The sequence below is a fragment of the Zoogloea sp. GDB6 genome, from assembly GCF_056724105.1.
Map to the genome: position 1 here is coordinate 4,755,000 of NZ_CM161497.1, position 17,884 is coordinate 4,772,883.

Consider the following 17,884-nt stretch of genomic DNA (forward strand, 5'->3'; position numbering starts at 1 on the left):
ATGCCCATGAATGAACGCATCCTGACCGTCCTGCGCAGCGCCGTCCCGGGCTGCGCGCTGGTCCTGGCCTCCGCCGCCGCCCAGGCGCAACTGGCCATCGAGATCACCGGCGCCGGCGCCAACCGCATGCCGGTGGCCGTTGCCGCCTTCGAAGGCGAAAATGCGCTGCCCCGCGCCGTCACCGATATTGTCCGTGCCGACCTGGAGCGCAGCGGCCTGTTCAAGATGGTCGAACTCGGCCCGTCCCCGATGGGCGCCAACGCCCCGGTGGACTATGGCCGCATCCGCTCCCGCGGTGCCGACGCAGTCGCCGTGGGCACTGTCAGCCCGGGTGGCGGTGGCCGCTATCAGGTCCAGGTGCAGTTGCACGACAGCCAGAAGCAGGTCAGCCTCGGCGGCCAGGCCATGACGATGGCCCCCAACCAGTACCGGGCCACCGGCCACCGCATCGCCGACTTCATCTATGAGAAGCTGACCGGCGAACCCGGCGTATTCTCCACGCGCATCGCCTACGTGCTGAAGGTCGGCCCGCGTTACGAGCTGCAGATCGCCGATGCCGACGGCAGCAACGCCCAGACCGCCCTCGCCTCCAAGGAACCGATCATCTCCCCGGCCTGGTCGCCGGACGGCACCCGCCTGGCCTACGTATCCTTCGAATCCAAGAAGCCGGTGGTTTACGTGCACTCCCTGGCCACCGGCCAGCGCAACGTGGCGGCCAACTTCAAGGGCTCCAACTCCGCCCCCGCCTGGGCGCCGGACGGCCGCCGCCTGGCCGTGGTGCTGACCAAGGACGGTCAATCCCAGCTCTACAGCGTGAATGCCGACGGTTCCGGCGTGCAGCGCCTGGCCTCGTCGGCCGGCATCGACACCGAACCGTCCTGGTCCATCGACGGCATGATCTACTTCACCTCCGACCGGGGCGGCAGCCCGCAGATCTACCGCGTTTCGGCCGGCGGCGGCACTGCGGAGCGCGTCACCTTCGAAGGCAGCTACAACGTCAGTCCGCGTCCGTCGCCGGACGGCAAGAGCCTCGTGTACGTGTCCCGCAACGGCGGACGCTTCCAGATCACCATGCTCGACCTGGCCTCCCGCCAGACCCAGATCCTCACCGACACCTCCAAGGACGAATCACCCAGCTTCGCCCCCAACGGCCGCATGATCCTCTACGCCACCGAAACTGGTGGTCGCGGCGTCCTGGCGGCGGTATCTGCGGACGGTCGTGTGAAGCAACGACTGTCGGTACAATCCGGCGACGTGCGCGAACCCGCCTGGGGTCCGCAGCCGCGCAACTGACAAGACCAACGGACCATCCCCAACCCGCCCGACCGCCCACGGAGCCCACCATGAAGTTCGCCCGCCTCACGCTGTCCCTGATCGCCGTCGGCCTGCTGGCCGCCTGCTCGTCCGCCCCCAAGACCGACGCCGACCAGGCCGGAGCGGCCGTCGAAGAGCGCTCCAGCGGCGCATCCACCTCCGGTGTCGACAACAGCCGGGTCGTGCCGGTGGATGCGGGCAGTGCCAGCGGCACCGGCATCGCTGCCCTGAAGGATCCGAAGAGCATTCTGTCCAAGCGCAGCGTACTGTTCGACTACGACAGCTACGTGATCAAGAGTGAGTACCAGGCGCTGATCGAGGCCCACGCGAAGTTTCTGCTCGCCAACCCGAAGATGAAGATGCTGATCCAGGGCAACACCGACGAACGAGGCAGCCGCGAATACAACCTGGCCCTGGGCCAGAAGCGCGCCGACGCGGTGAAGAAGGCCCTGAGCCTGCTCGGCGTCCCCGAAGCCCAACTCGAATCGGTCAGCCTCGGCGAGGAAAAGCCGAGCTGCGACGAGTTTACCGAATCCTGCTGGGCCGCCAACCGCCGTGGCGACATGCTCTACTCGGGTGAATTCTGATGGTCCGCCGTCTTCTGCCGCTACTGCTGGTCGGGCTGTTCAGTGCCCACGCCCATGCAGGCCTGTTCGACGACGACGAGGCCCGGGCCCGCATCAACAAGATGCGTGACGACTTCAACAGCCGCATCACCAAGCTCGAAGACGCGAACAACCGGGCCCAGCTCGATTTCGCCAATCAGGTCGAGCAACTGAAGGCCGAGATCGCCCGCCTGCGCGGCGAAAACGAGGTGCTGACCAACGATCTGGCCAACACCAACAAGCGCCAGAAGGACTTCTACGTCGATCTCGACAACCGCTTGCGCAAGCTGGAGACCACGCCGGGCGCCGCCGACGGGGCGCAGCAGGCTGTGCCACAGCCCGCTGCGGCGGCCGATCCAGCCGCGGAGACCCGCGACTATGAAGCTGCGTTGAATCTGCTGCGTGGCGGCAAGTACAAGGACGCCGCAGCGGGCTTCAACGCCTTCATCAAGAACTACCCGAACAGCAGCTTCCAGCCGAACGCCAACTTCTGGGCCGCCAGCGCGCAGTACCAGGCCAAGGACAATGCCGGCGCAGCCGAGCACTACGCAAAGGTCGCCAACCAGTGGCCGGACGACACCCGCGCACCCGACGCCCTGCTCGGCCTGGCCAATGCCCAGCAAGCGCTCAACGACACCAAGGGTGCCACCAAGAGCCTGGAACGCTTGCTTGCCAAGTACCCCAACAGCTCGGCGGCGCAGATCGCCCGCCAGCGCCTCAAGAAGTAATCCCACAGAAGCAACTTACCGCCCCGCATCGTGCGGGGCGGCATCATTTTTTCAGCACAATGTCTTCATCCGGCCGCCCCCTCACGCTGCGCATCACCGAGATCTTCCATTCGCTGCAGGGGGAAACCTCGCGGAGCGGACTGCCCACGGTCTTCGTCCGCCTCACAGGCTGCCCGCTACGCTGCAGTTGGTGCGACACCGAGTATTCGTTCACCGGCGGCACCACACGCACGCTGGACGACATCCTCGCTGAAATCGCCAGCTACGGCTGCCAGACGGTCTGCGTGACCGGCGGCGAACCGTTGGCCCAGAAAGCCTGCCTGAACCTGCTCAGCGCCTTGTGCAACGCGGGCTACTCGGTTTCGCTGGAGACCAGCGGCGCCCTCGATATCAGCGGCGTCGACCGGCGCGTGTCACGCATCGTTGACCTCAAGGCCCCAGGCTCCGGTGAGTCAGAGCGCAACCTGCTCAGCAACATCCCGCTGCTGACCCTCCACGACGAACTCAAGCTGGTACTGGCCAGCGAGGCCGACTACGAGTGGGCCAAAACCCAGATCGCCACATACGGCCTGACCGAGCGCTGCCCGGTCCTTCTCGCCCCGGTACAGGGCCAGCTGAAACCGGCCGACCTGGCCGCCTGGATCCTGCGCGACCGCCTGCCGGTGCGCATGCAGGTGCAACTGCACAAGATCATCTGGGGCAACGAACCCGGACGTTGAATAGCCGTCGTCACGGTTTTGCCCCACCGACCACCGGTCGGCGTTACCATTTTCCGACTTGCCCGGAGACTCCATGAACACCCCACGTCCGCGCGCCGTCGTACTGCTGTCCGGCGGCCTCGATTCCGCCACCTGCCTCGCCATCGCCAATGCCGAAGGATTCGACGCCTACGCGCTATCCGTCGAATACGGCCAGCGCCACGCCGCAGAACTGGCCGCCGCCCAGCGCGTCGCCAAAGCGTTGGGCGCCGTCGCCCACCGGGTCGCCCACGTGGACCTCGGTCAGTTCGGCGGCTCCGCCCTCACCGACCCGGCCCTCGCGGTGCCCACCGATGGCGTCGATGGCGGCATCCCGATCACCTACGTGCCTGCCCGCAACACCATCATGCTATCCATCGCGATGGCCTGGGCGGAAGTTCTCGGCGCGCAGGACATCTACGTGGGCGTGAACGCCGTCGACTACTCCGGCTACCCGGATTGCCGGCCGGCCTTCATCGAAGCCTTCGAAAAGATGGCCAACCTGGCTACCAAGGCCGGCGTCGAGGGCCAACGGCTGCACATCCACGCGCCACTGATCGACCTTTCCAAAGCTGACATCGTGCAGCGCGGTACCGCGCTAGGCGTCGATTATGGTCTCACCGTGTCCTGCTACCAGGCTGATGATGACGGTCGCGCCTGCGGCTTATGTGACGCCTGCCGGCTACGCCGGGCTGGCTTCGAGACAGCTGGCCTCGCCGACCCAACCCCTTACCGCTGAACTGACGCGCAGCAGGCCCTCATGCCCCGCACGCGCACACCCAGCACGCTGCAGAACAAATCTGGCCAAAATCCACAATAACAAGAAATCAGTTGACAACGCTGATTTTGGCGCTATAATGCGCATCTCTTCCGGGGTCGGTAGCTCAGTCGGTAGAGCAGCGGACTTTTAATCCGTTGGTCGCGAGTTCGAATCTCGCCCGACCCACCAGCAAGGTGGGGCTATAAAAGATAACCGGCTCCAAAGAGAAAATGGGTTGTTAGCTCAGTTGGTAGAGCAGCGGACTCTTAATCCGTAGGTCGAGTGTTCGAGCCACTCACAACCCACCAGATTCAGACAAAAGGCCAATCCTTCGGGGTTGGCCTTTTGCTTTTGTCGAACGGAGCAGATTCCGCTATTTGGCGGCACCTGCCCCTCCTCTTCGCCCATCACAACTCAGCAATTATTGGCCCCGCATTTCCGAGACGCCGGACTCGGCAAATCCGGCATCCACGGCACAAAGACCGCCCCACACTGCGCCCCACAGAAAAATGTTGCATTGCACAATACTTTAGCCTATCCTCTAAGCGTCTCCTCCACCCCTCCTCCATTGGTGTGGATTTCAACCCGAGCGGCTAACGCCTCTCGGGTTTTCTTTTTGCCTCCCAAGCAGCGCTTCCAAGCCCTGGATAAAAGCAGAAAAACAAAATATAACAACGACTTATTCCCCTTTCCGATACCTGGAAAGAGGACAAAGACCTTGCAATCCCCCTTCCCTCGGGACTATCATTCGGTAGGTTTTGAAGATTCGCTGAGTCGCCCTTCCCGCTCGCTACTCAAGCCAGCGGACTCTAGATTCGTAGATCGAGCGTCTTGATCGCTCTACAACCATCCAGAATTTCAAAGACTTGGCCCGCCTGCGCGGTGGCCCAAGCTCTTCAGGCTCAGTTAGTTTCTTGCCGATCAGGCTCCATCTTTGCTGATCGAGCAAACTAACTGCAACGCACTCTTCATGTTCGCCTGCGACGCTTGCGCGCAGACACCCTATCCGCCGGCCCGCCAGTCTCCGCGCCGACATTCGATCGCCACAGCCCTTCGAGGCCCTGGCAGAACTTGGCCCACCAAGGCGGTGGCGGGCCGCGGCCGACGCGCCCCATCCCGGGATGCCGCCCGGCCACCCTATGGAGCATGTACATGGCCAAAGAAGAACTTATCGAGATGCACGGCAAGGTTACCGAAGTTCTCCCCGACGGGCGTTATCGCGTCACCCTCGACAATGAGCACAACCTGATCGCCTACGCGGGCGGCAAACTGAAGAAGAATCACATCCGCATCATCGCCGGTGACGAAGTCACCCTCGAAATGTCCCCCTACGATCTGAGCAAGGGCCGCATCACCTTCCGCCACCTGCCGCCCAAGACCGGCAACATGGCTCCGCCGCCGGCCCGCCGCTACTGAGCGCCTGCACCACAGAACAGCCCCTGGAATCCACCGCTACGCAAGCATGGCGGCAGATCATGAAAAAGCCCCTGACGACACAACGGCAGGGGCTTTTGGTTTTGCGCCTCAACTGAACGCGTTTGCGTGTACGGCCGTCACTTCTCCACGAAGGCGTGCTCGATCACATAATCGCCGGGTTCGCCGATCCGCCTCGACATCTTGAAACCCCGCTTGTCGAGCAAATCACGGGAATCCTTCAGCATCGCGGCGCTACCGCAGATCATGACCCGGTCCACCGCCGGATCCAGCGGCGGCAGACCGATGTCCTCGAACAGCTTGCCGCTTTCAATCAGATCGGTCAGCCGGCCCTGATTGCGGAAAGGCTCCCGCGTTACGGTCGGGTAGTAGATAAGCTTGTCCCGCACAGCCTCGCCGAGAAATTCGTGATGCGGCAGCTCATTGGTGATGTAGTGCTCGTAGGCAACTTCACTGACAGTACGCACACCGTGGATCAGGATGACCTTCTCGAAGCGGTCATACACATCCAGATCGCGGATCACGCTCATGAATGGCGCCAGCCCGGTACCCGTGGAAAACAAGTACAGATGCTTGCCCGGCAGCAGGTCATGCAGCACCAGCGTCCCGGTGGGCTTTCGTGACACCAGCAGATCATCCCCCGGTTTGAGGTGCTGCAGGCGGGAAGTCAGCGGACCATTGGGCACCTTGATGCTGAAGAACTCCAGGGTTTCCTCGTAATTGGCGCTGGCGATCGAATAGGCACGGGTCAGCGGACGACCATCCACCTCCAGGCCGATCATCACAAACTGACCGTTTTCGAAGCGGATCGCCCGGTCACGCGTCGTGGTGAATGAAAACAGGGTGTCGTTCCAGTGATGAACGGACAGGACTTTTTCGGTGATGTAAGCAGCCATGGGGTCGTAAAAAGAACGAAAGAACAGGGCTGGATTCTAGCGCGGGACACCCACACCAACGCAGCCCGCGCCTGCTGGCGCCCACCCAAGTGTGAAAAATCTATCTCAACGTGTTACATCCACCTCAAAACGGGCAGAAGGCAGACTTTCATCACGGACGCAGTAATAGCCCTCAGTTATAAAGCAGCCATACCCCTGTGCGCACAGAAAAATTCGTGTCCAGCCCAATTGACGTGAAGACCCTTTGAGGCCTCAAAACTCATGAAAAAGACTCTCTCTCCAGCACGCAAGCTTCTTCTCGCAGGTGGATTGCTGTCCCTATCCGTACACGCCAGCGCCGCCCCCACAAGCACCGCGGCGCCCTGCGGCACGACTGACGTCGAGATCACGCAGGTCAGCCAATATTCCGGCACGACCAGCAACGCAACGCTGAACACCATCTACAACGGCAACATGGCTGCAGCCGCCTGTGCCGGAGCCTTCTCCGGCAATGACGGCTTCTACCCTTCCACCAACCTCGGCTACGCGGGTGATGGCCTGCTCAACGGCGGAATCCAAAATCAAAGCGGCGCAACCCTTTTCCCGGGTGGCGCCTTCATCACCCCCCAATCCCCGCTGCAGGATCTCGACAAGAATGGCCAGGTGAACGACCCGGGTTGGATCATGCTCGGCAAGTTTGAGCAAGGGAACAACGGTAGCTGGGGCTTCACCCCCAGTACCGTCGGTGGCAGCTCCGCCATCGTGCTGAGCTCCTTCTTCACGGCCACCATCACCGGACAGGGCACCGGGACCTGGTCCTTCACACCTGACGCCACGGTCGCCCAACGCACCAGCAGCCTGCTCGGCCGTAACTACTTCGATCAGTTCGCACTGGTTTTCAAGGCAGGGAATGCCTTCTCGGTGTATGACTTCACGCCAGCAGAGTTTGGCATGACCGCCCCGAAGGTCACGGATCCGGTCATGAACTGGTCAGGCACCTACGACGTGAGCGATACGCTGAAGAACGGCGGCGGCGGCGGTGCCGGCCTGTCGCACATTAGCCTGTGGGTGCGCGACCCGGCCCCCACCGGGCAGACCAGCCAAGTGCCCGAACCCAGCACGCTGGCGCTGGTGGGCCTGTCCGCGGTCACGCTGATCCGGAGCCGCCGCAAGGCCGCCTGAGCGCCCGCCCTGTAAAAGAGCACAAAAAAGCCGGCACCGCCCCAGGGCGCTGCCGGCTTTTTTACGGGCTGCCGCTCCGTGAAGAAAAGCAGCCGCGAGCGGAAGAAACCAGCCTTACTCTTCTTCGTCCATCGCCGCCGACGTATACACGGCCTGCACGTCGTCGAGAGACTCCAGCGCGTCGAGCAGCTTCTGCATACGCAGTGCGTCGTCACCGGCCAGTTCCGTCTCGTTGAGGGGCTTCATCGTCACTTCACCGAACTCGGCGGTGAACCCGGCCTTCTCGAGGGCTTCTTTCACTTCACCGAACTGGTAAGGATCGGTCAGCACCTCGATGGAGCCATCGTCGTTGGTTGCTACGTCGTCGGCACCGGCTTCGAGCGCGGCTTCCATCAGCGCATCTTCCGAGGTACCCGGCGCGAACAACAGCTGGCCGCAGTGCTTGAACTGGAAGGCCACACAGCCGTCGGTGCCCATGTTGCCGCCGTACTTGTTGAAGGCATGACGCACATCGGCCACCGTACGAGTCTTGTTGTCGGTCAGGCAATCGACCATCACCGCCGCGCCGCCGATACCATAGCCTTCGTAGCGGGCCTCCTCGTAGGTGACGCCCTCCAGCTCGCCGGTACCCTTCTTGACCGCCCGGTCGATGTTGTCGGCGGGCATGTTCACTGCCTTGGCCTTATCCACCGCCAGACGCAGGCGCGGATTAAAAGCTGCGTCGCCCCCGCCCATGCGGGCCGCAACGGTGATTTCCTTCGCCAGCCGCGAGAAGATGCGACCGCGCTTTTCGTCCTGCCGGCCCTTGCGATGCTGGATATTGGCCCACTTGGAATGACCCGCCATGATGCGCTAAACCTATAAATCGAAAGCTTTAAAGTATAACGCACGGGCAGGTGGGCTGCCCATGCGCGCGCTATCGATCAAGGGCAGGTCTGCGTAGTCGGCCGCTTGGATTTAGTCACAGCCGTGTTCTTGGCCAATGAGAAGTACGGATCACAGGTCGGCGCAGACGTCGCGGTACGCACCTCGACGACACCGGACGACGCCGGCTCGCCGCTGCCAAACAGCGCACTGACCCGGTAGCGATAAGCACTGTTCGGACTCAGGCTGCCATCCACAAAACTCGTGCGGGACGCCGGGAGTGTCGCGACGTCGGACTCTGTCACGCCATCTGCAGTCCGCGCCACGCGGTAGGCCGAGGCCCCTGCCATCGGCGTCCACACCAGCGCCACCTGGCTGGCGCTGCGATCCACCACCTGCAGCGCCGGCACACTGGCGGCAGGGATTACGTCTTCCACCCGCTCAACCCGAGCCGCCAGCTTCTCGACCATCCGCCACACCGCCGCAATCTGCGCACCGCCCTTCTGCGCATAACGACCAGCACTGCTGTCATAGAGGAAATCGTTGTAGCCCCACCAATCCCAACAGCCCATGGGATTCGTCGGTACGGACAATGAGACCGACGTGGTGATCGTGGCGCGCGCCTGCGGATACAGCACCACGATGCGGTTCTTGTCCGCCCATTCATTGAAGCCGGCCCCAGCCGCAAACTGAGTACCGATCGAACCCGCATCCTGCATGCAGCCGTGGAAGGCGATGTGCAGGCGGCAGGGCTCGCCGGCCTTGCAGGCCTGCGGCACATAGACATAACCGGTGTCACCCATCGCCAGGCGGATCGGCATCACCGATTCTCCTTGGCGGTCCTTGGTGAAGGGCTTCTGCTCAAAGGGCTCGAGGCGGCTGCCCAACTGAGCCGTCGCCACGCGTTGCAGCGGGCCATAGAAGAGTTGCAGCGCCGCACCAGCGGCGTCGTAGAGCCCACCTGCAACCGGCTTGTCGGCGCAGGCGTTGATGAACTTGCCACCGGTTTGTGCGCAGGGATTACAGGATCCGCTCGACGCATCGGCACAGGCGGCGGATATCTGCGCATGTCCGGCGTTGAGATCGTCTTTGTAGAAAACCTGGCTGACCGGCGTAAAACCGCCATACCAATCACGCAGCGCATCGTTGGCCGGCTTCTTGACGATGCCGTCGTTGTAGCCGTGGAACAGCCAAACTGTCTGCCCGGCCAAACCGTCCACCGGGTCGATCAGACCTCGAGCCGACCAGGCACGGGCCGCCGCCTGCATCTGCGCCAAGCTGTCGGCAGTGATCGGAGTCACCCCGTAGTCCGGATCGCCCTGCATACAGCGCCGGATCGCCCGGCTCACGCCCGCTCCGCCCAACGCATCCTGCAGCGCACAGAAATACGGCCCCCCGGCCGTCGCCGCCACACCCTTCACCGCGGCGGAATGGGCGACGCCCATCTGTACCGCCATGAACGCACCGGACGAGATTCCTGAGACAGTGGTTTGCTTGAGATCGATATTCAATTCGGGCAGGTCTGCGGCCTGCACTGCGGGCACGACAACCAGCAGGGCAGCCAGACGCAGCACCGCGAACGGCGACAGGGAAACAGCACGCATGGGCAAATCCTCGCAATGACAGATGGAATCCATCTAACGTAGACGTCAATGTTGCAAAGCACAATGACAGAAATGAATATTCGGCTATCGCGCCCGGCTGGCCGGCAGCGATCAATCCCGCTACCCTCACGGCTTCACCCGTTTGCCTGGAGCACCCCATGACCGAACCGCTGCTCATCGCCAAGACCAAGGACAAGGAAATCCACCTGCTGCCCCAGCTGGCCAACCGCCACGGCCTGATCACCGGCGCCACCGGCACCGGCAAGACCGTCACGCTGCAGAAGATGGCCGAATCCTTCGCCCGCATCGGCGTGCCGGTCTTCATGGCCGATGTAAAGGGCGACCTGTCGGGCATCGGCGCCGCCGGCGTGGAATCCCCCAAACTCAAGGAGCGCCTGGCCGCCATCGGCATCGACGAATTCACACCGCGCGCCAACACCGCGGTGTTCTGGGACGTCTTCGGCGAGGCCGGCCACCCGGTGCGGGCCACCATCTCCGACATGGGCCCGCTGCTGCTGGCGCGCCTGCTCAACCTCAACGACACCCAGACCGGCGTGCTGCAGCTGGTCTTCAAGATCGCCGACGACCAGGGCCTGCTGATCATCGACCTGAAGGACCTGCGCGCCACCATTCAGTACGTCGGCGACAATGCCAAGGACTTCACCACCCAGTACGGCAACATCTCGGCGGCCTCGATCGGCGCCATCCAGCGCGGCCTGCTGACGATCGAAACCCAGGGCGGCGACAAGTTCTTCGGCGAGCCGATGCTCGACATCGCCGACCTGATCCAGACCGACGCCGACGGCCGCGGCGTGATCAACGTCCTCGCCGCCGACAAGCTCTACAACTCGCCCAAGCTGTACTCCACCTTCCTGTTGTGGCTGCTCGCCGAGCTGTTCGAACAACTGCCGGAAGTCGGCGACGTGGACAAGCCCAAGCTGGTGTTCTTCTTCGACGAAGCCCACCTGCTCTTCAACGAGGCGCCCAAGGCACTGCTGGAGAAGATCGAACAGGTGGTGCGCCTGATCCGCTCGAAGGGCGTCGGCGTCTATTTCGTGACCCAGAACCCGCTCGACGTGCCCGAGTCCGTCCTCGGCCAGCTCGGCAACCGGGTCCAGCACGCACTGCGGGCCTTCACGCCGAAAGACCAGAAGGCCGTCAAGACCGCCGCCGAAACGATGCGCGCCAACCCGGAATTCGACGCCGCGACGGCCATCATGGAACTGGGCGTCGGCGAGGCGCTGATCTCCTTCCTCGACGAGAAAGGCCGCCCGGCCATCGTCGAGCGTGGCTTCATCGTCGCCCCCGAATCGCGCCTCGGCCCTCTGACGCCGGCCGAGCGCAAGGCCGCCATCGAGGGCTCGGTGATCTACGGGCACTACGAACAAATGGTGGACCGGGAGTCGGCCTTCGAGAAACTGACCGGCGCGGCCGCTGGCACCAACGGCGCCCCGGCGGCAAACGGCACCGCAACCCGCGGCGCACCCGCGCCGGCGCAGGAGGAAAGCAGCGGCGGCGGCCTCTTCGGCGGCCTCAGCGATATCCTCTTCGGCAGCACCGGACCGCGTGGCGGGCGTCACCCCGGCCTGGCGGAAACCGCCGCCCGCAGCGTGGCGCGCACCGTCGGCTCGACCATCGGACGGGAAATCGTGCGCGGCGTGCTGGGCTCCATCCTCGGCGGCAACAGCGGCCGCCGACGCTAAGCAGTCCGCGCAGGCGTGGGCGCCGTCAGTGCCCCACGCCAGTCACAAACAGCAACGCCGCCACACAGCGGCGCCCGGGCCTTACCAGACGCCCAGCGCCTCCAGCTGCTTGGTCGCGGCCTCACTCCAGCCCCGATTGGCCGCCGGGCTGGCCGGGCTGGGGTGCAGCACGCGGCCGAACTGCAAGGGCAAGCCGGCCAGCGCTTCACGGGCGCGCAGCTCGGCCCACGCGCCGACCCCGATCACCCATTCCGGCTGCAAAGCCTCCACTACCTGGCGCAGATGCACGTCGCAGGCCGCCAGCAGCGGCCCCTGCTCGGCCGCCGGCAGCTTGTCCGGCGTGACATTGCGGCCACCGTCGAAGAAGGCCAGCGGGCAGTAGTTGGCGACGAAATGCTCGGCAAAGAAGGCTTCTGCGGTGCCGAAGCGCTCGGCGAACAAGCCCCACAGGCGCCGCCCGCTGACCTCCGAACGGGCACAGCCGAAGCCCTCGATGGGGCGCTTGGAGTTTTCTTCGGCCGGTTTCACGACCTCCGCCTCGATGCCCATCCAGTCGCGCACCGCGGCGATCTCGCCGAAGGGCACGCCGGTCTGCACCATGCCGAACGGACCGGGGTTCATACCGACGAAGACCACCTTCTTGCGGCCCTGGCCGAAACGCTGCAGGTACACCGCATTGGGCGCCCACGCGTAGCTGAGCGGGTTATAGACGTGGGACACGGGCGCCGCAAAGCGCATCGGGTCGAGGATGTCGCACAGCGTGCGGGCAGCAGATTCGAGAGGCGTCATAGCAGGAACAAGAGGGTCAGGCGGTCGCGACCTGCGCTTCGCGCCACGGCGCGACCTTGAACAACAGCAACATGCCGGGCACCGCCAGCACGCCGCACAGCATGAAGAAATCGAACCAGCCCAGGCTTTCCACCAGCCAGCCGGCAGACGCGTTGATGAAGGTCCGCGGCACCGCCATCAGGCTGGTAAACAAGGCCAGCTGGGTCGCCGTGTAGGCCGGATGGGTGGTGCGCGCCATGTAGGCCACGAAGGCCGTCGTGCCGAGCCCGACCGCCAGCGCCTCCAGGCCGATGACCACCGCCAGCACGCCCAGGCGGCCAGCGTCGGCCTCGGCCGGGCCGAGCCAGGCCAGCCACGCGAAACCGTAGATCGCCAGCCACTGGACGAAGCCGAACACCCACAGGGCGCGGTTGATCCCCAGCTTGACCATCCACAGCCCACCCAGCAGGCCACCGATCACGCTCGGCCACAGGCCGGCATTCTTCGCCACCAGGCCGATCTCGGTCTTCGAGAAGCCCATGTCCAGGTAGAAGGGCGTCGCCAGCGCGGTGCACAGGGAGTCGCCAAGCTTGTAGAGGAAGATGAAGGCCAGCACCACCAGCGCGGAACGCACGCCGTGGCGGCCGAAGAACTCCCGGAAGGGCTCCACCACCGCGTCCCGCAGCGTGCGCGGCGCCCTGCTCACCGCCGCCGGCTCCTTCACCAGCAGCGTCATCGCCAGGCCCGGTGCCATGAACAACGCCGTCACCAGAAAGACCTCGGCCCACGGCAGGTGATCCGCCAGCACCAGCGACAGCGAGCCCGGCACCAGACCGGCCAGCTTGTAGGCATTGACGTGGATTGCATTACCGATGCCCAGCTCGATCTCCGGCAGCAGCTCGCGCCGGTAGGCATCCAGCACGATGTCCTGGGTCGCCGACAGGAAGGCGATCAGCGCCGTCAGCCCGATCACCAGACCGAGGTTGGCCGTCGGCGACTGACTGCCCAGCCAGGCAATGGCCGCCAGCAGCAACACCTGGGTCGTCGCCATCCAGCCCCGCCGGCGGCCGAGCAGCGGCAACGCATAGCGGTCGAGGAAAGGCGACCAGACGAACTTCCAGGTGTAGGGAAACTGGATCAGCGCGAAGGCGCCGATGGCTTTCAGCGACAGCCCCTCGGTCTTCAGCCAGGCCGGGATGAGGTTGAGCAACAGGTACAGCGGCAGCCCGGAAGAAAAGCCGGTCAGCACACAGATCAGCATGCGGCGGTTGGCGAGGGCACGCCAGGGGGATTCGGTCATGGGAAACACGGCTCGGAACGAGCTGCGAATGATAACAATCGGTTACTTGCTTCCGTTGATGTGGCGCCGAAAAATGCAGCCATGCAAGACAGAAGAACAACAGGAGGCAGCATGCATCAGGTCAGCGTCGTGTTGCGGGCCGACCGGGAATACGAATTCACCGTGCACGCCGACGAAATCGCCGGGCTAACCGGCGAAGCGGCGCGGGCCTGGCTGCTGGCGGAGTTCGAAGCGCTGGAATGCACGCCCAGCAACCCGATGGGCAAGGTGCTGATCCTCGACGTGATCCTCAACGTCGCCAAGTACGCCGGGGAGGCACGCTTTGCACAGGGGGGCGACTGGGCACGGCGCTTCGCGGCCTGCGTCGGCGTGGCCCTCGACCGGCCGGCGGTGCGCGTGGATGTGCCGGCCTTCGTGGTCGGCTGAGGCCCTCGCCCGAGCGTCCTAGCTTCCCGTCGCCGCGACGGCTTCGGGGGCGGCACACACTTCGGCGCGATTGCGCCCATCCCGCTTGGCCTGATAGAGATTGGCATCGGCGTTGCGGAACAGCATGGCCAGGCGGCCTTCCGCCCGCTCCACGTAGGCGCCGCCCACCGACAGCGTCACGATGCCCCACTCCGCATTGAGCGCATGGGGGATCGCCAGCTGCCGCACGGCCTCGAGCAGCTGCTCGGCGACAATCAGGTAATCCGTCTCGGCGCAACGGGGCAGCAGCACCGCAAATTCCTCCCCACCGTAGCGAGCGACGAAGGCATCCCGGCTCAACTCATTGGCGATGGTGCGTTCGACGACGCCAGCCATCGCAGCGGCAATAGCCCGCAGGCAATCATCACCGGCCTGGTGACCGTAGTGGTCGTTGTAGCGCTTGAAGTTGTCCACGTCGATCAGCAGCAGGCCGAAGGGCGCGCCGCACAGCTGGGCCTCGTCCCACTGGTGGTCGAGCCGCAGATCCATGTAGCGGCGGTTGTAGATGCCGGTCAGACCGTCCTGGTGGGCCAGGGCCTCCAGTTTGTGGTTGGCCTCGAAGAGTTGCTTGCGCAGGCCGGCGATGCGCGCCATGGCCTTCATCTTGGCCTGCAGCACCGTCTCGGGCACCGCCTTGGCGATGAAATCGTCACCGCCGGCCTCGATTGCCGTGACCAGGTTCTCCGGCGTGTCGGACGCGGTGAGGAAGATGATCGGCGTCCACGCCCAGTCCTGCTTGGCCTCCAGCGCACGGATCCGCTCGGCCGCCACAAAGCCGTTCATCACCGGCATTTCCACGTCCATCAGCACCAGGTCCGGCGGACAGCAGCAGAAACGCTCGACCCCCTGCTCGCCGTTCTCGGCCTGCGTCACCTCGTGACCAAGAAGGGTCAGGCGGGCAGCCATCACGGCAGACACCGCGCGCGAATCATCCACCAGCAGAATCCGCATCGTGCACTCTTTCGATTTTTTTATATCGAAAGTAATAGTAGCGCAGTCCACGGGAGAAATCGGCCTTCCCGCACACCGCGTAACAAGCTGATCCGGAACTTGGGACAGATCAAGGTTTTGCGCCCCGGCCCGAACGACACTGCCGTCATGGACATCGCCCCCGACACTTCCCGCGCCACCCCGGCCGCCGCGCCGCCGGGGGATCTGGCGATCTGGTTCTTCATCCTCGCCGAGCTGCTCGCCTTCGGCGTGTTCTTCGCCGCCTACGCCTTCGGCCGCGCGCACAACGTCGAGCTGTTCAACGAGATGCAGAAAACGCTGAACCGCGAAGCCGGGGCCGTCAACACCGTGCTGCTGATCACCGCCAGCTGGTGCGTGGCGCGCGCCGTCGAGGCGGTCGGGCGCAGCCGTTCGGCCACCGGGGCGCGCTGGCTGCTGGCCGGCATCGCCTGCGGCGGCGGCTTCCTGGTGGTGAAGGGTTTCGAGTACGCCGACAAGTTCAGCGCCGGCATCAACCTGTCCACCAACACCTTCTACATGTTCTACCTGTCGCTGACCTTCTTCCACTTCATGCACGTGATCCTCGGCCTGGTGATCCTCGTCGCGCTGTGGGTGAAGACCCGCCAGGGCGCCTACGGCCCGGCCGACATGAACGGAATCGAGAGCGGCGCAGCCTACTGGCACATGGTGGATCTGGTGTGGATCGTCCTCTTCCCCCTGGTCTATGTGATGCGATGAACACCCGTCACCTCAACACCGTCTGGGTCGTGCTGATGCTCGCCACGCTGGCGACGCTGGGTATCGGCGAGTTCGGCGCCCGCTTCGGGCTCACCGGCCCGCTGGCGATGGCTGCACTGCTGGCCATCTGCTTCGTCAAGGGCCGCCTCGTGGCGCTCGACTTCATGGGTCTGCGCGGGGTCAAATTCTTCTGGCGCAGCCTGCTGCTCGGCTGGCTGCTGCTCGTCTCGGCGCTGATCGCCATCGCCTACTGGATCGCCCTCAAATGAACGCACCGCTGCCCACCGAAATCCCCTTCTACGAAGCCGCCGGCAACGAGATCACGGTCTTCGAGCAAGCCTGGAAGAACCGCCTGCCGCTGCTCATCAAGGGCCCTACCGGCGTCGGCAAGACCCGCTTCGTGGCCCACATGGCCGCCCGCCTGGGCCTGCCGCTGTACACCGTGGCCTGCCACGACGACCTCACCGCCGCCGACCTGGTCGGCCGCCACCTGCTCGGCGACGGGCAGACGGTGTGGTGCGACGGCCCGCTGACCCGCGCGGTGCGCGAGGGCGGCATCTGCTACCTGGACGAAGTGGTGGAAGCCCGCCGCGACACCACGGTGGTGATCCACCCGCTGGCCGACGACCGCCGCACGCTGCCCATCGAGCGTACCGGCGAAGTGCTGCACGCGCCGGAGCGCTTCATGCTGGTGATGTCCTACAACCCGGGCTACCAGAACTTCCTCAAGGGCCTCAAGCCGTCCACCCGCCAGCGTTTCGTCAGCCTGCGCTTCGACTTCCCGGCGGCCAGCCGCGAGGAGACCATCCTCATCGGCGAGACCGCCTGCGACCCGCTGCTGGCCCGCCAGCTCGTCTCCATCGCCCAGCGCCTGCGCAGCCTGAAGGACGTGGACCTGGAAGAAGTGGTATCGACGCGCCTGCTGGTCTACGCCGCCAAGCTGGTCAAGGTCGGCCTCGACCCGGTGGACGCCTGCCGCTCGGCGCTGGTGGAAAGCCTCACCGACGACGAGGACGTGGCGGACGCGCTGCTGGAAGTGGTGAAGGCGACCTTCGGACGCTGAGCCCCCGCTCGCGGGCTCGCCGTGACGGTGGACGAGCACGCAAAAATACTTCGCCTTCGACGCGCCGGCCGCGGCACGCCGGCTAGCCCTTCTCCGGCGGCCAGGCGGGAATCCGCCAGCCCCGGCCGACAGCCAGCAGACGCAGGCCGGTGATGATGCAGATGCCGGTCAGCGTGGACAGCTGCGGCGCCACGTCCAGCGCATGCAGGCCGAGGAACAGGCCGCAGCCGATGAAGGCGCACAGCGTGTACGGCCGGTGGTCGTGGAAGACCTTGGGAATCTCGTTGCACAGCACGTCGCGCAGCACCCCGCCGAACACCGCGGTGATGGCCCCCATCAGCACCGCGACAATGCCCGGCATGCCCGCCGCCAGCGCCACCGACGCGCCGGAAATGGCGAACAGGCCCAGCCCGCAGGCATCGGCGGCCTCCATCAGGGTGTCGGTCAGCTGCAAGCGCCGGGCGCGCAGCAGCAGCGGCGTGATCAGCGTCATCCCCAGCACCAGCCACACGTATTCCTGATGCTGCACCCAGAACAGCGGGCGGCGGTCGAGCAGGATGTCGCGCAGCGTGCCGCCGCCGAAGGCGCTGACGAAGGTCACCGAGAACACGCCGATGACGTCCATGCGCTTGCGCGTGGCCTCGATGAGGCCCGACAGCGCAAAGGCGATGGTCGCGGCGATTTCGATGGCGGTAAGGAGGAGTTCGATCTTCATGGTGGAAACGGGGCGTCTGTACCGGCCCCCTGAAAAGCGCGGAGGGCGGCCGCAGCCGCCCTCCAATCTAGACCGTTT

Annotated in this window: 19 protein-coding genes and 2 tRNA genes; 14 read left to right on the top strand and 7 right to left on the bottom strand. The window is 64.8% G+C overall.

Annotation, left to right across the window (positions count from 1 at the left end; all coding sequences use genetic code 11):
• The first annotated feature begins 6 nt into the window (after positions 1-6).
• The 8 genes from tolB to infA all read left to right on the top strand — a co-directional run bounded on the left by tolB (position 7) and on the right by infA (position 5,560).
• Entirely contained in the window at positions 7-1,293 is a 1,287-nt protein-coding gene (gene tolB, locus AC1PQG_RS21725; protein WP_481119822.1) for a Tol-Pal system beta propeller repeat protein TolB, read from the top strand.
• A 50-nt stretch (positions 1,294-1,343) separates the two neighbouring features.
• Positions 1,344-1,901 (top strand): peptidoglycan-associated lipoprotein Pal, encoded by a 558-nt coding sequence (gene pal, locus AC1PQG_RS21730; protein WP_481119823.1) that lies wholly within the window; start codon positions 1,344-1,346, stop codon positions 1,899-1,901.
• Positions 1,901-2,647: a tol-pal system protein YbgF gene (gene ybgF / locus AC1PQG_RS21735; RefSeq protein ID WP_481119824.1), complete on the top strand. Its 747-nt coding sequence runs from the start codon at positions 1,901-1,903 to the stop codon at positions 2,645-2,647. Before pal ends, ybgF begins: the two co-directional genes overlap by 1 nt.
• Positions 2,648-2,706: 59 nt before the next feature.
• Positions 2,707-3,366, top strand: coding sequence for a 7-carboxy-7-deazaguanine synthase QueE (gene queE / locus AC1PQG_RS21740; protein WP_481119825.1), 660 nt, complete (start codon positions 2,707-2,709; stop codon positions 3,364-3,366).
• A 73-nt stretch (positions 3,367-3,439) separates the two neighbouring features.
• The gene (queC, locus tag AC1PQG_RS21745) at positions 3,440-4,123 is read left to right on the top strand and encodes a 7-cyano-7-deazaguanine synthase QueC (protein ID WP_481119826.1); all 684 of its coding nucleotides are present in this window, start codon (positions 3,440-3,442) and stop codon (positions 4,121-4,123) included.
• Between the two features lie 134 nt (positions 4,124-4,257).
• Positions 4,258-4,333, top strand: a tRNA-Lys gene (locus AC1PQG_RS21750).
• A gap of 43 nt (positions 4,334-4,376) precedes the next feature.
• Positions 4,377-4,452, top strand: a tRNA-Lys gene (locus tag AC1PQG_RS21755).
• Positions 4,453-5,296: 844 nt separating this feature from the next.
• Positions 5,297-5,560, top strand: a complete 264-nt coding sequence (infA, locus tag AC1PQG_RS21760; protein ID WP_079435438.1) for a translation initiation factor IF-1 — start codon at positions 5,297-5,299, stop codon at positions 5,558-5,560.
• Positions 5,561-5,697: 137 nt separating this feature from the next.
• Here the strand turns inward: infA and AC1PQG_RS21765 are convergent, their stop codons facing one another.
• Complete coding sequence (locus AC1PQG_RS21765; protein WP_481115979.1) at positions 5,698-6,474, bottom strand: ferredoxin--NADP reductase; 777 nt, start codon at positions 6,472-6,474, stop codon at positions 5,698-5,700.
• A 261-nt stretch (positions 6,475-6,735) separates the two neighbouring features.
• On the opposite strand from AC1PQG_RS21765, the gene AC1PQG_RS21770 reads away from it, so the two are divergent.
• Entirely contained in the window at positions 6,736-7,635 is a 900-nt protein-coding gene (locus tag AC1PQG_RS21770; protein ID WP_481119827.1) for a PEP-CTERM sorting domain-containing protein, read from the top strand.
• 114 nt (positions 7,636-7,749) lie between these two features.
• On the opposite strand, the gene AC1PQG_RS21775 is transcribed toward AC1PQG_RS21770, so the two are convergent.
• Both AC1PQG_RS21775 and AC1PQG_RS21780 read right to left on the bottom strand, forming a co-directional pair.
• Positions 7,750-8,481 (bottom strand): YebC/PmpR family DNA-binding transcriptional regulator, encoded by a 732-nt coding sequence (locus AC1PQG_RS21775; protein WP_481119828.1) that lies wholly within the window; start codon positions 8,479-8,481, stop codon positions 7,750-7,752.
• A gap of 77 nt (positions 8,482-8,558) precedes the next feature.
• Positions 8,559-10,103: an extracellular catalytic domain type 2 short-chain-length polyhydroxyalkanoate depolymerase gene (locus AC1PQG_RS21780; RefSeq protein ID WP_481119829.1), complete on the bottom strand. Its 1,545-nt coding sequence runs from the start codon at positions 10,101-10,103 to the stop codon at positions 8,559-8,561.
• Positions 10,104-10,261: 158 nt separating this feature from the next.
• Between AC1PQG_RS21780 and AC1PQG_RS21785 the strand changes: the two genes are divergently transcribed.
• A complete protein-coding gene (locus AC1PQG_RS21785) occupies positions 10,262-11,806 on the top strand; it encodes a helicase HerA-like C-terminal domain-containing protein (RefSeq protein ID WP_481119830.1) in 1,545 nt (514 codons plus the stop codon).
• 81 nt (positions 11,807-11,887) lie between these two features.
• On the opposite strand, the gene AC1PQG_RS21790 is transcribed toward AC1PQG_RS21785, so the two are convergent.
• Positions 11,888-12,595, bottom strand: coding sequence for a uracil-DNA glycosylase family protein (locus AC1PQG_RS21790; protein WP_481119831.1), 708 nt, complete (start codon positions 12,593-12,595; stop codon positions 11,888-11,890).
• Positions 12,596-12,611: 16 nt separating this feature from the next.
• Complete coding sequence (locus AC1PQG_RS21795) at positions 12,612-13,874, bottom strand: AmpG family muropeptide MFS transporter (protein ID WP_481119832.1); 1,263 nt, start codon at positions 13,872-13,874, stop codon at positions 12,612-12,614.
• Positions 13,875-13,985: 111 nt separating this feature from the next.
• Here AC1PQG_RS21795 and AC1PQG_RS21800 point away from each other — a divergent pair, with 111 nt between their 5' ends.
• The gene (locus AC1PQG_RS21800) at positions 13,986-14,300 is read left to right on the top strand and encodes a hypothetical protein (RefSeq protein WP_481119833.1); all 315 of its coding nucleotides are present in this window, start codon (positions 13,986-13,988) and stop codon (positions 14,298-14,300) included.
• Between the two features lie 18 nt (positions 14,301-14,318).
• Here AC1PQG_RS21800 and AC1PQG_RS21805 read toward each other — a convergent pair whose 3' ends face one another.
• On the bottom strand, positions 14,319-15,290 hold the full coding sequence (locus AC1PQG_RS21805; RefSeq protein WP_481119834.1) for a diguanylate cyclase: 972 nt from the start codon (positions 15,288-15,290) through the stop codon (positions 14,319-14,321).
• Between the two features lie 147 nt (positions 15,291-15,437).
• On the opposite strand from AC1PQG_RS21805, the gene AC1PQG_RS21810 reads away from it, so the two are divergent.
• The 3 genes from AC1PQG_RS21810 to AC1PQG_RS21820 are packed head-to-tail and all read left to right on the top strand — an operon-like array spanning position 15,438 to position 17,091.
• Positions 15,438-16,028 (top strand): cytochrome c oxidase subunit 3 family protein, encoded by a 591-nt coding sequence (locus tag AC1PQG_RS21810; RefSeq protein ID WP_481119835.1) that lies wholly within the window; start codon positions 15,438-15,440, stop codon positions 16,026-16,028.
• Positions 16,025-16,297, top strand: coding sequence for a cytochrome C oxidase subunit IV family protein (locus tag AC1PQG_RS21815; protein WP_481119836.1), 273 nt, complete (start codon positions 16,025-16,027; stop codon positions 16,295-16,297). Before AC1PQG_RS21810 ends, AC1PQG_RS21815 begins: the two co-directional genes overlap by 4 nt.
• Positions 16,294-17,091 (top strand): AAA family ATPase, encoded by a 798-nt coding sequence (locus AC1PQG_RS21820; RefSeq protein ID WP_481119837.1) that lies wholly within the window; start codon positions 16,294-16,296, stop codon positions 17,089-17,091. Before AC1PQG_RS21815 ends, AC1PQG_RS21820 begins: the two co-directional genes overlap by 4 nt.
• Before the next feature lie 82 nt (positions 17,092-17,173).
• Here AC1PQG_RS21820 and AC1PQG_RS21825 read toward each other — a convergent pair whose 3' ends face one another.
• Positions 17,174-17,806: a trimeric intracellular cation channel family protein gene (locus tag AC1PQG_RS21825; protein ID WP_481119838.1), complete on the bottom strand. Its 633-nt coding sequence runs from the start codon at positions 17,804-17,806 to the stop codon at positions 17,174-17,176.
• Between the last annotated feature and the right edge of the window lie 78 nt (positions 17,807-17,884).

Excerpts from the sequence above, each read along its gene's own strand:
- tolB (WP_481119822.1), top strand. The coding sequence starts at position 7 with ATGAATGAACGCATCCTGACCGTCCTGCGCAGCGCCGTCCCGGGCTGC.
- pal (WP_481119823.1), top strand. The coding sequence starts at position 1,344 with ATGAAGTTCGCCCGCCTCACGCTGTCCCTGATCGCCGTCGGCCTGCTG.
- ybgF (WP_481119824.1), top strand. The coding sequence starts at position 1,901 with ATGGTCCGCCGTCTTCTGCCGCTACTGCTGGTCGGGCTGTTCAGTGCC.
- queE (WP_481119825.1), top strand. The coding sequence starts at position 2,707 with ATGTCTTCATCCGGCCGCCCCCTCACGCTGCGCATCACCGAGATCTTC.
- queC (WP_481119826.1), top strand. The coding sequence starts at position 3,440 with ATGAACACCCCACGTCCGCGCGCCGTCGTACTGCTGTCCGGCGGCCTC.
- infA (WP_079435438.1), top strand. The coding sequence starts at position 5,297 with ATGGCCAAAGAAGAACTTATCGAGATGCACGGCAAGGTTACCGAAGTT.
- AC1PQG_RS21765 (WP_481115979.1), bottom strand. The coding sequence starts at position 6,474 with ATGGCTGCTTACATCACCGAAAAAGTCCTGTCCGTTCATCACTGGAAC.
- AC1PQG_RS21770 (WP_481119827.1), top strand. The coding sequence starts at position 6,736 with ATGAAAAAGACTCTCTCTCCAGCACGCAAGCTTCTTCTCGCAGGTGGA.
- AC1PQG_RS21775 (WP_481119828.1), bottom strand. The coding sequence starts at position 8,481 with ATGGCGGGTCATTCCAAGTGGGCCAATATCCAGCATCGCAAGGGCCGG.
- AC1PQG_RS21780 (WP_481119829.1), bottom strand. The coding sequence starts at position 10,103 with ATGCGTGCTGTTTCCCTGTCGCCGTTCGCGGTGCTGCGTCTGGCTGCC.
- AC1PQG_RS21785 (WP_481119830.1), top strand. The coding sequence starts at position 10,262 with ATGACCGAACCGCTGCTCATCGCCAAGACCAAGGACAAGGAAATCCAC.
- AC1PQG_RS21790 (WP_481119831.1), bottom strand. The coding sequence starts at position 12,595 with ATGACGCCTCTCGAATCTGCTGCCCGCACGCTGTGCGACATCCTCGAC.
- AC1PQG_RS21795 (WP_481119832.1), bottom strand. The coding sequence starts at position 13,874 with ATGACCGAATCCCCCTGGCGTGCCCTCGCCAACCGCCGCATGCTGATC.
- AC1PQG_RS21800 (WP_481119833.1), top strand. The coding sequence starts at position 13,986 with ATGCATCAGGTCAGCGTCGTGTTGCGGGCCGACCGGGAATACGAATTC.
- AC1PQG_RS21805 (WP_481119834.1), bottom strand. The coding sequence starts at position 15,290 with ATGCGGATTCTGCTGGTGGATGATTCGCGCGCGGTGTCTGCCGTGATG.
- AC1PQG_RS21810 (WP_481119835.1), top strand. The coding sequence starts at position 15,438 with ATGGACATCGCCCCCGACACTTCCCGCGCCACCCCGGCCGCCGCGCCG.
- AC1PQG_RS21815 (WP_481119836.1), top strand. The coding sequence starts at position 16,025 with ATGAACACCCGTCACCTCAACACCGTCTGGGTCGTGCTGATGCTCGCC.
- AC1PQG_RS21820 (WP_481119837.1), top strand. The coding sequence starts at position 16,294 with ATGAACGCACCGCTGCCCACCGAAATCCCCTTCTACGAAGCCGCCGGC.
- AC1PQG_RS21825 (WP_481119838.1), bottom strand. The coding sequence starts at position 17,806 with ATGAAGATCGAACTCCTCCTTACCGCCATCGAAATCGCCGCGACCATC.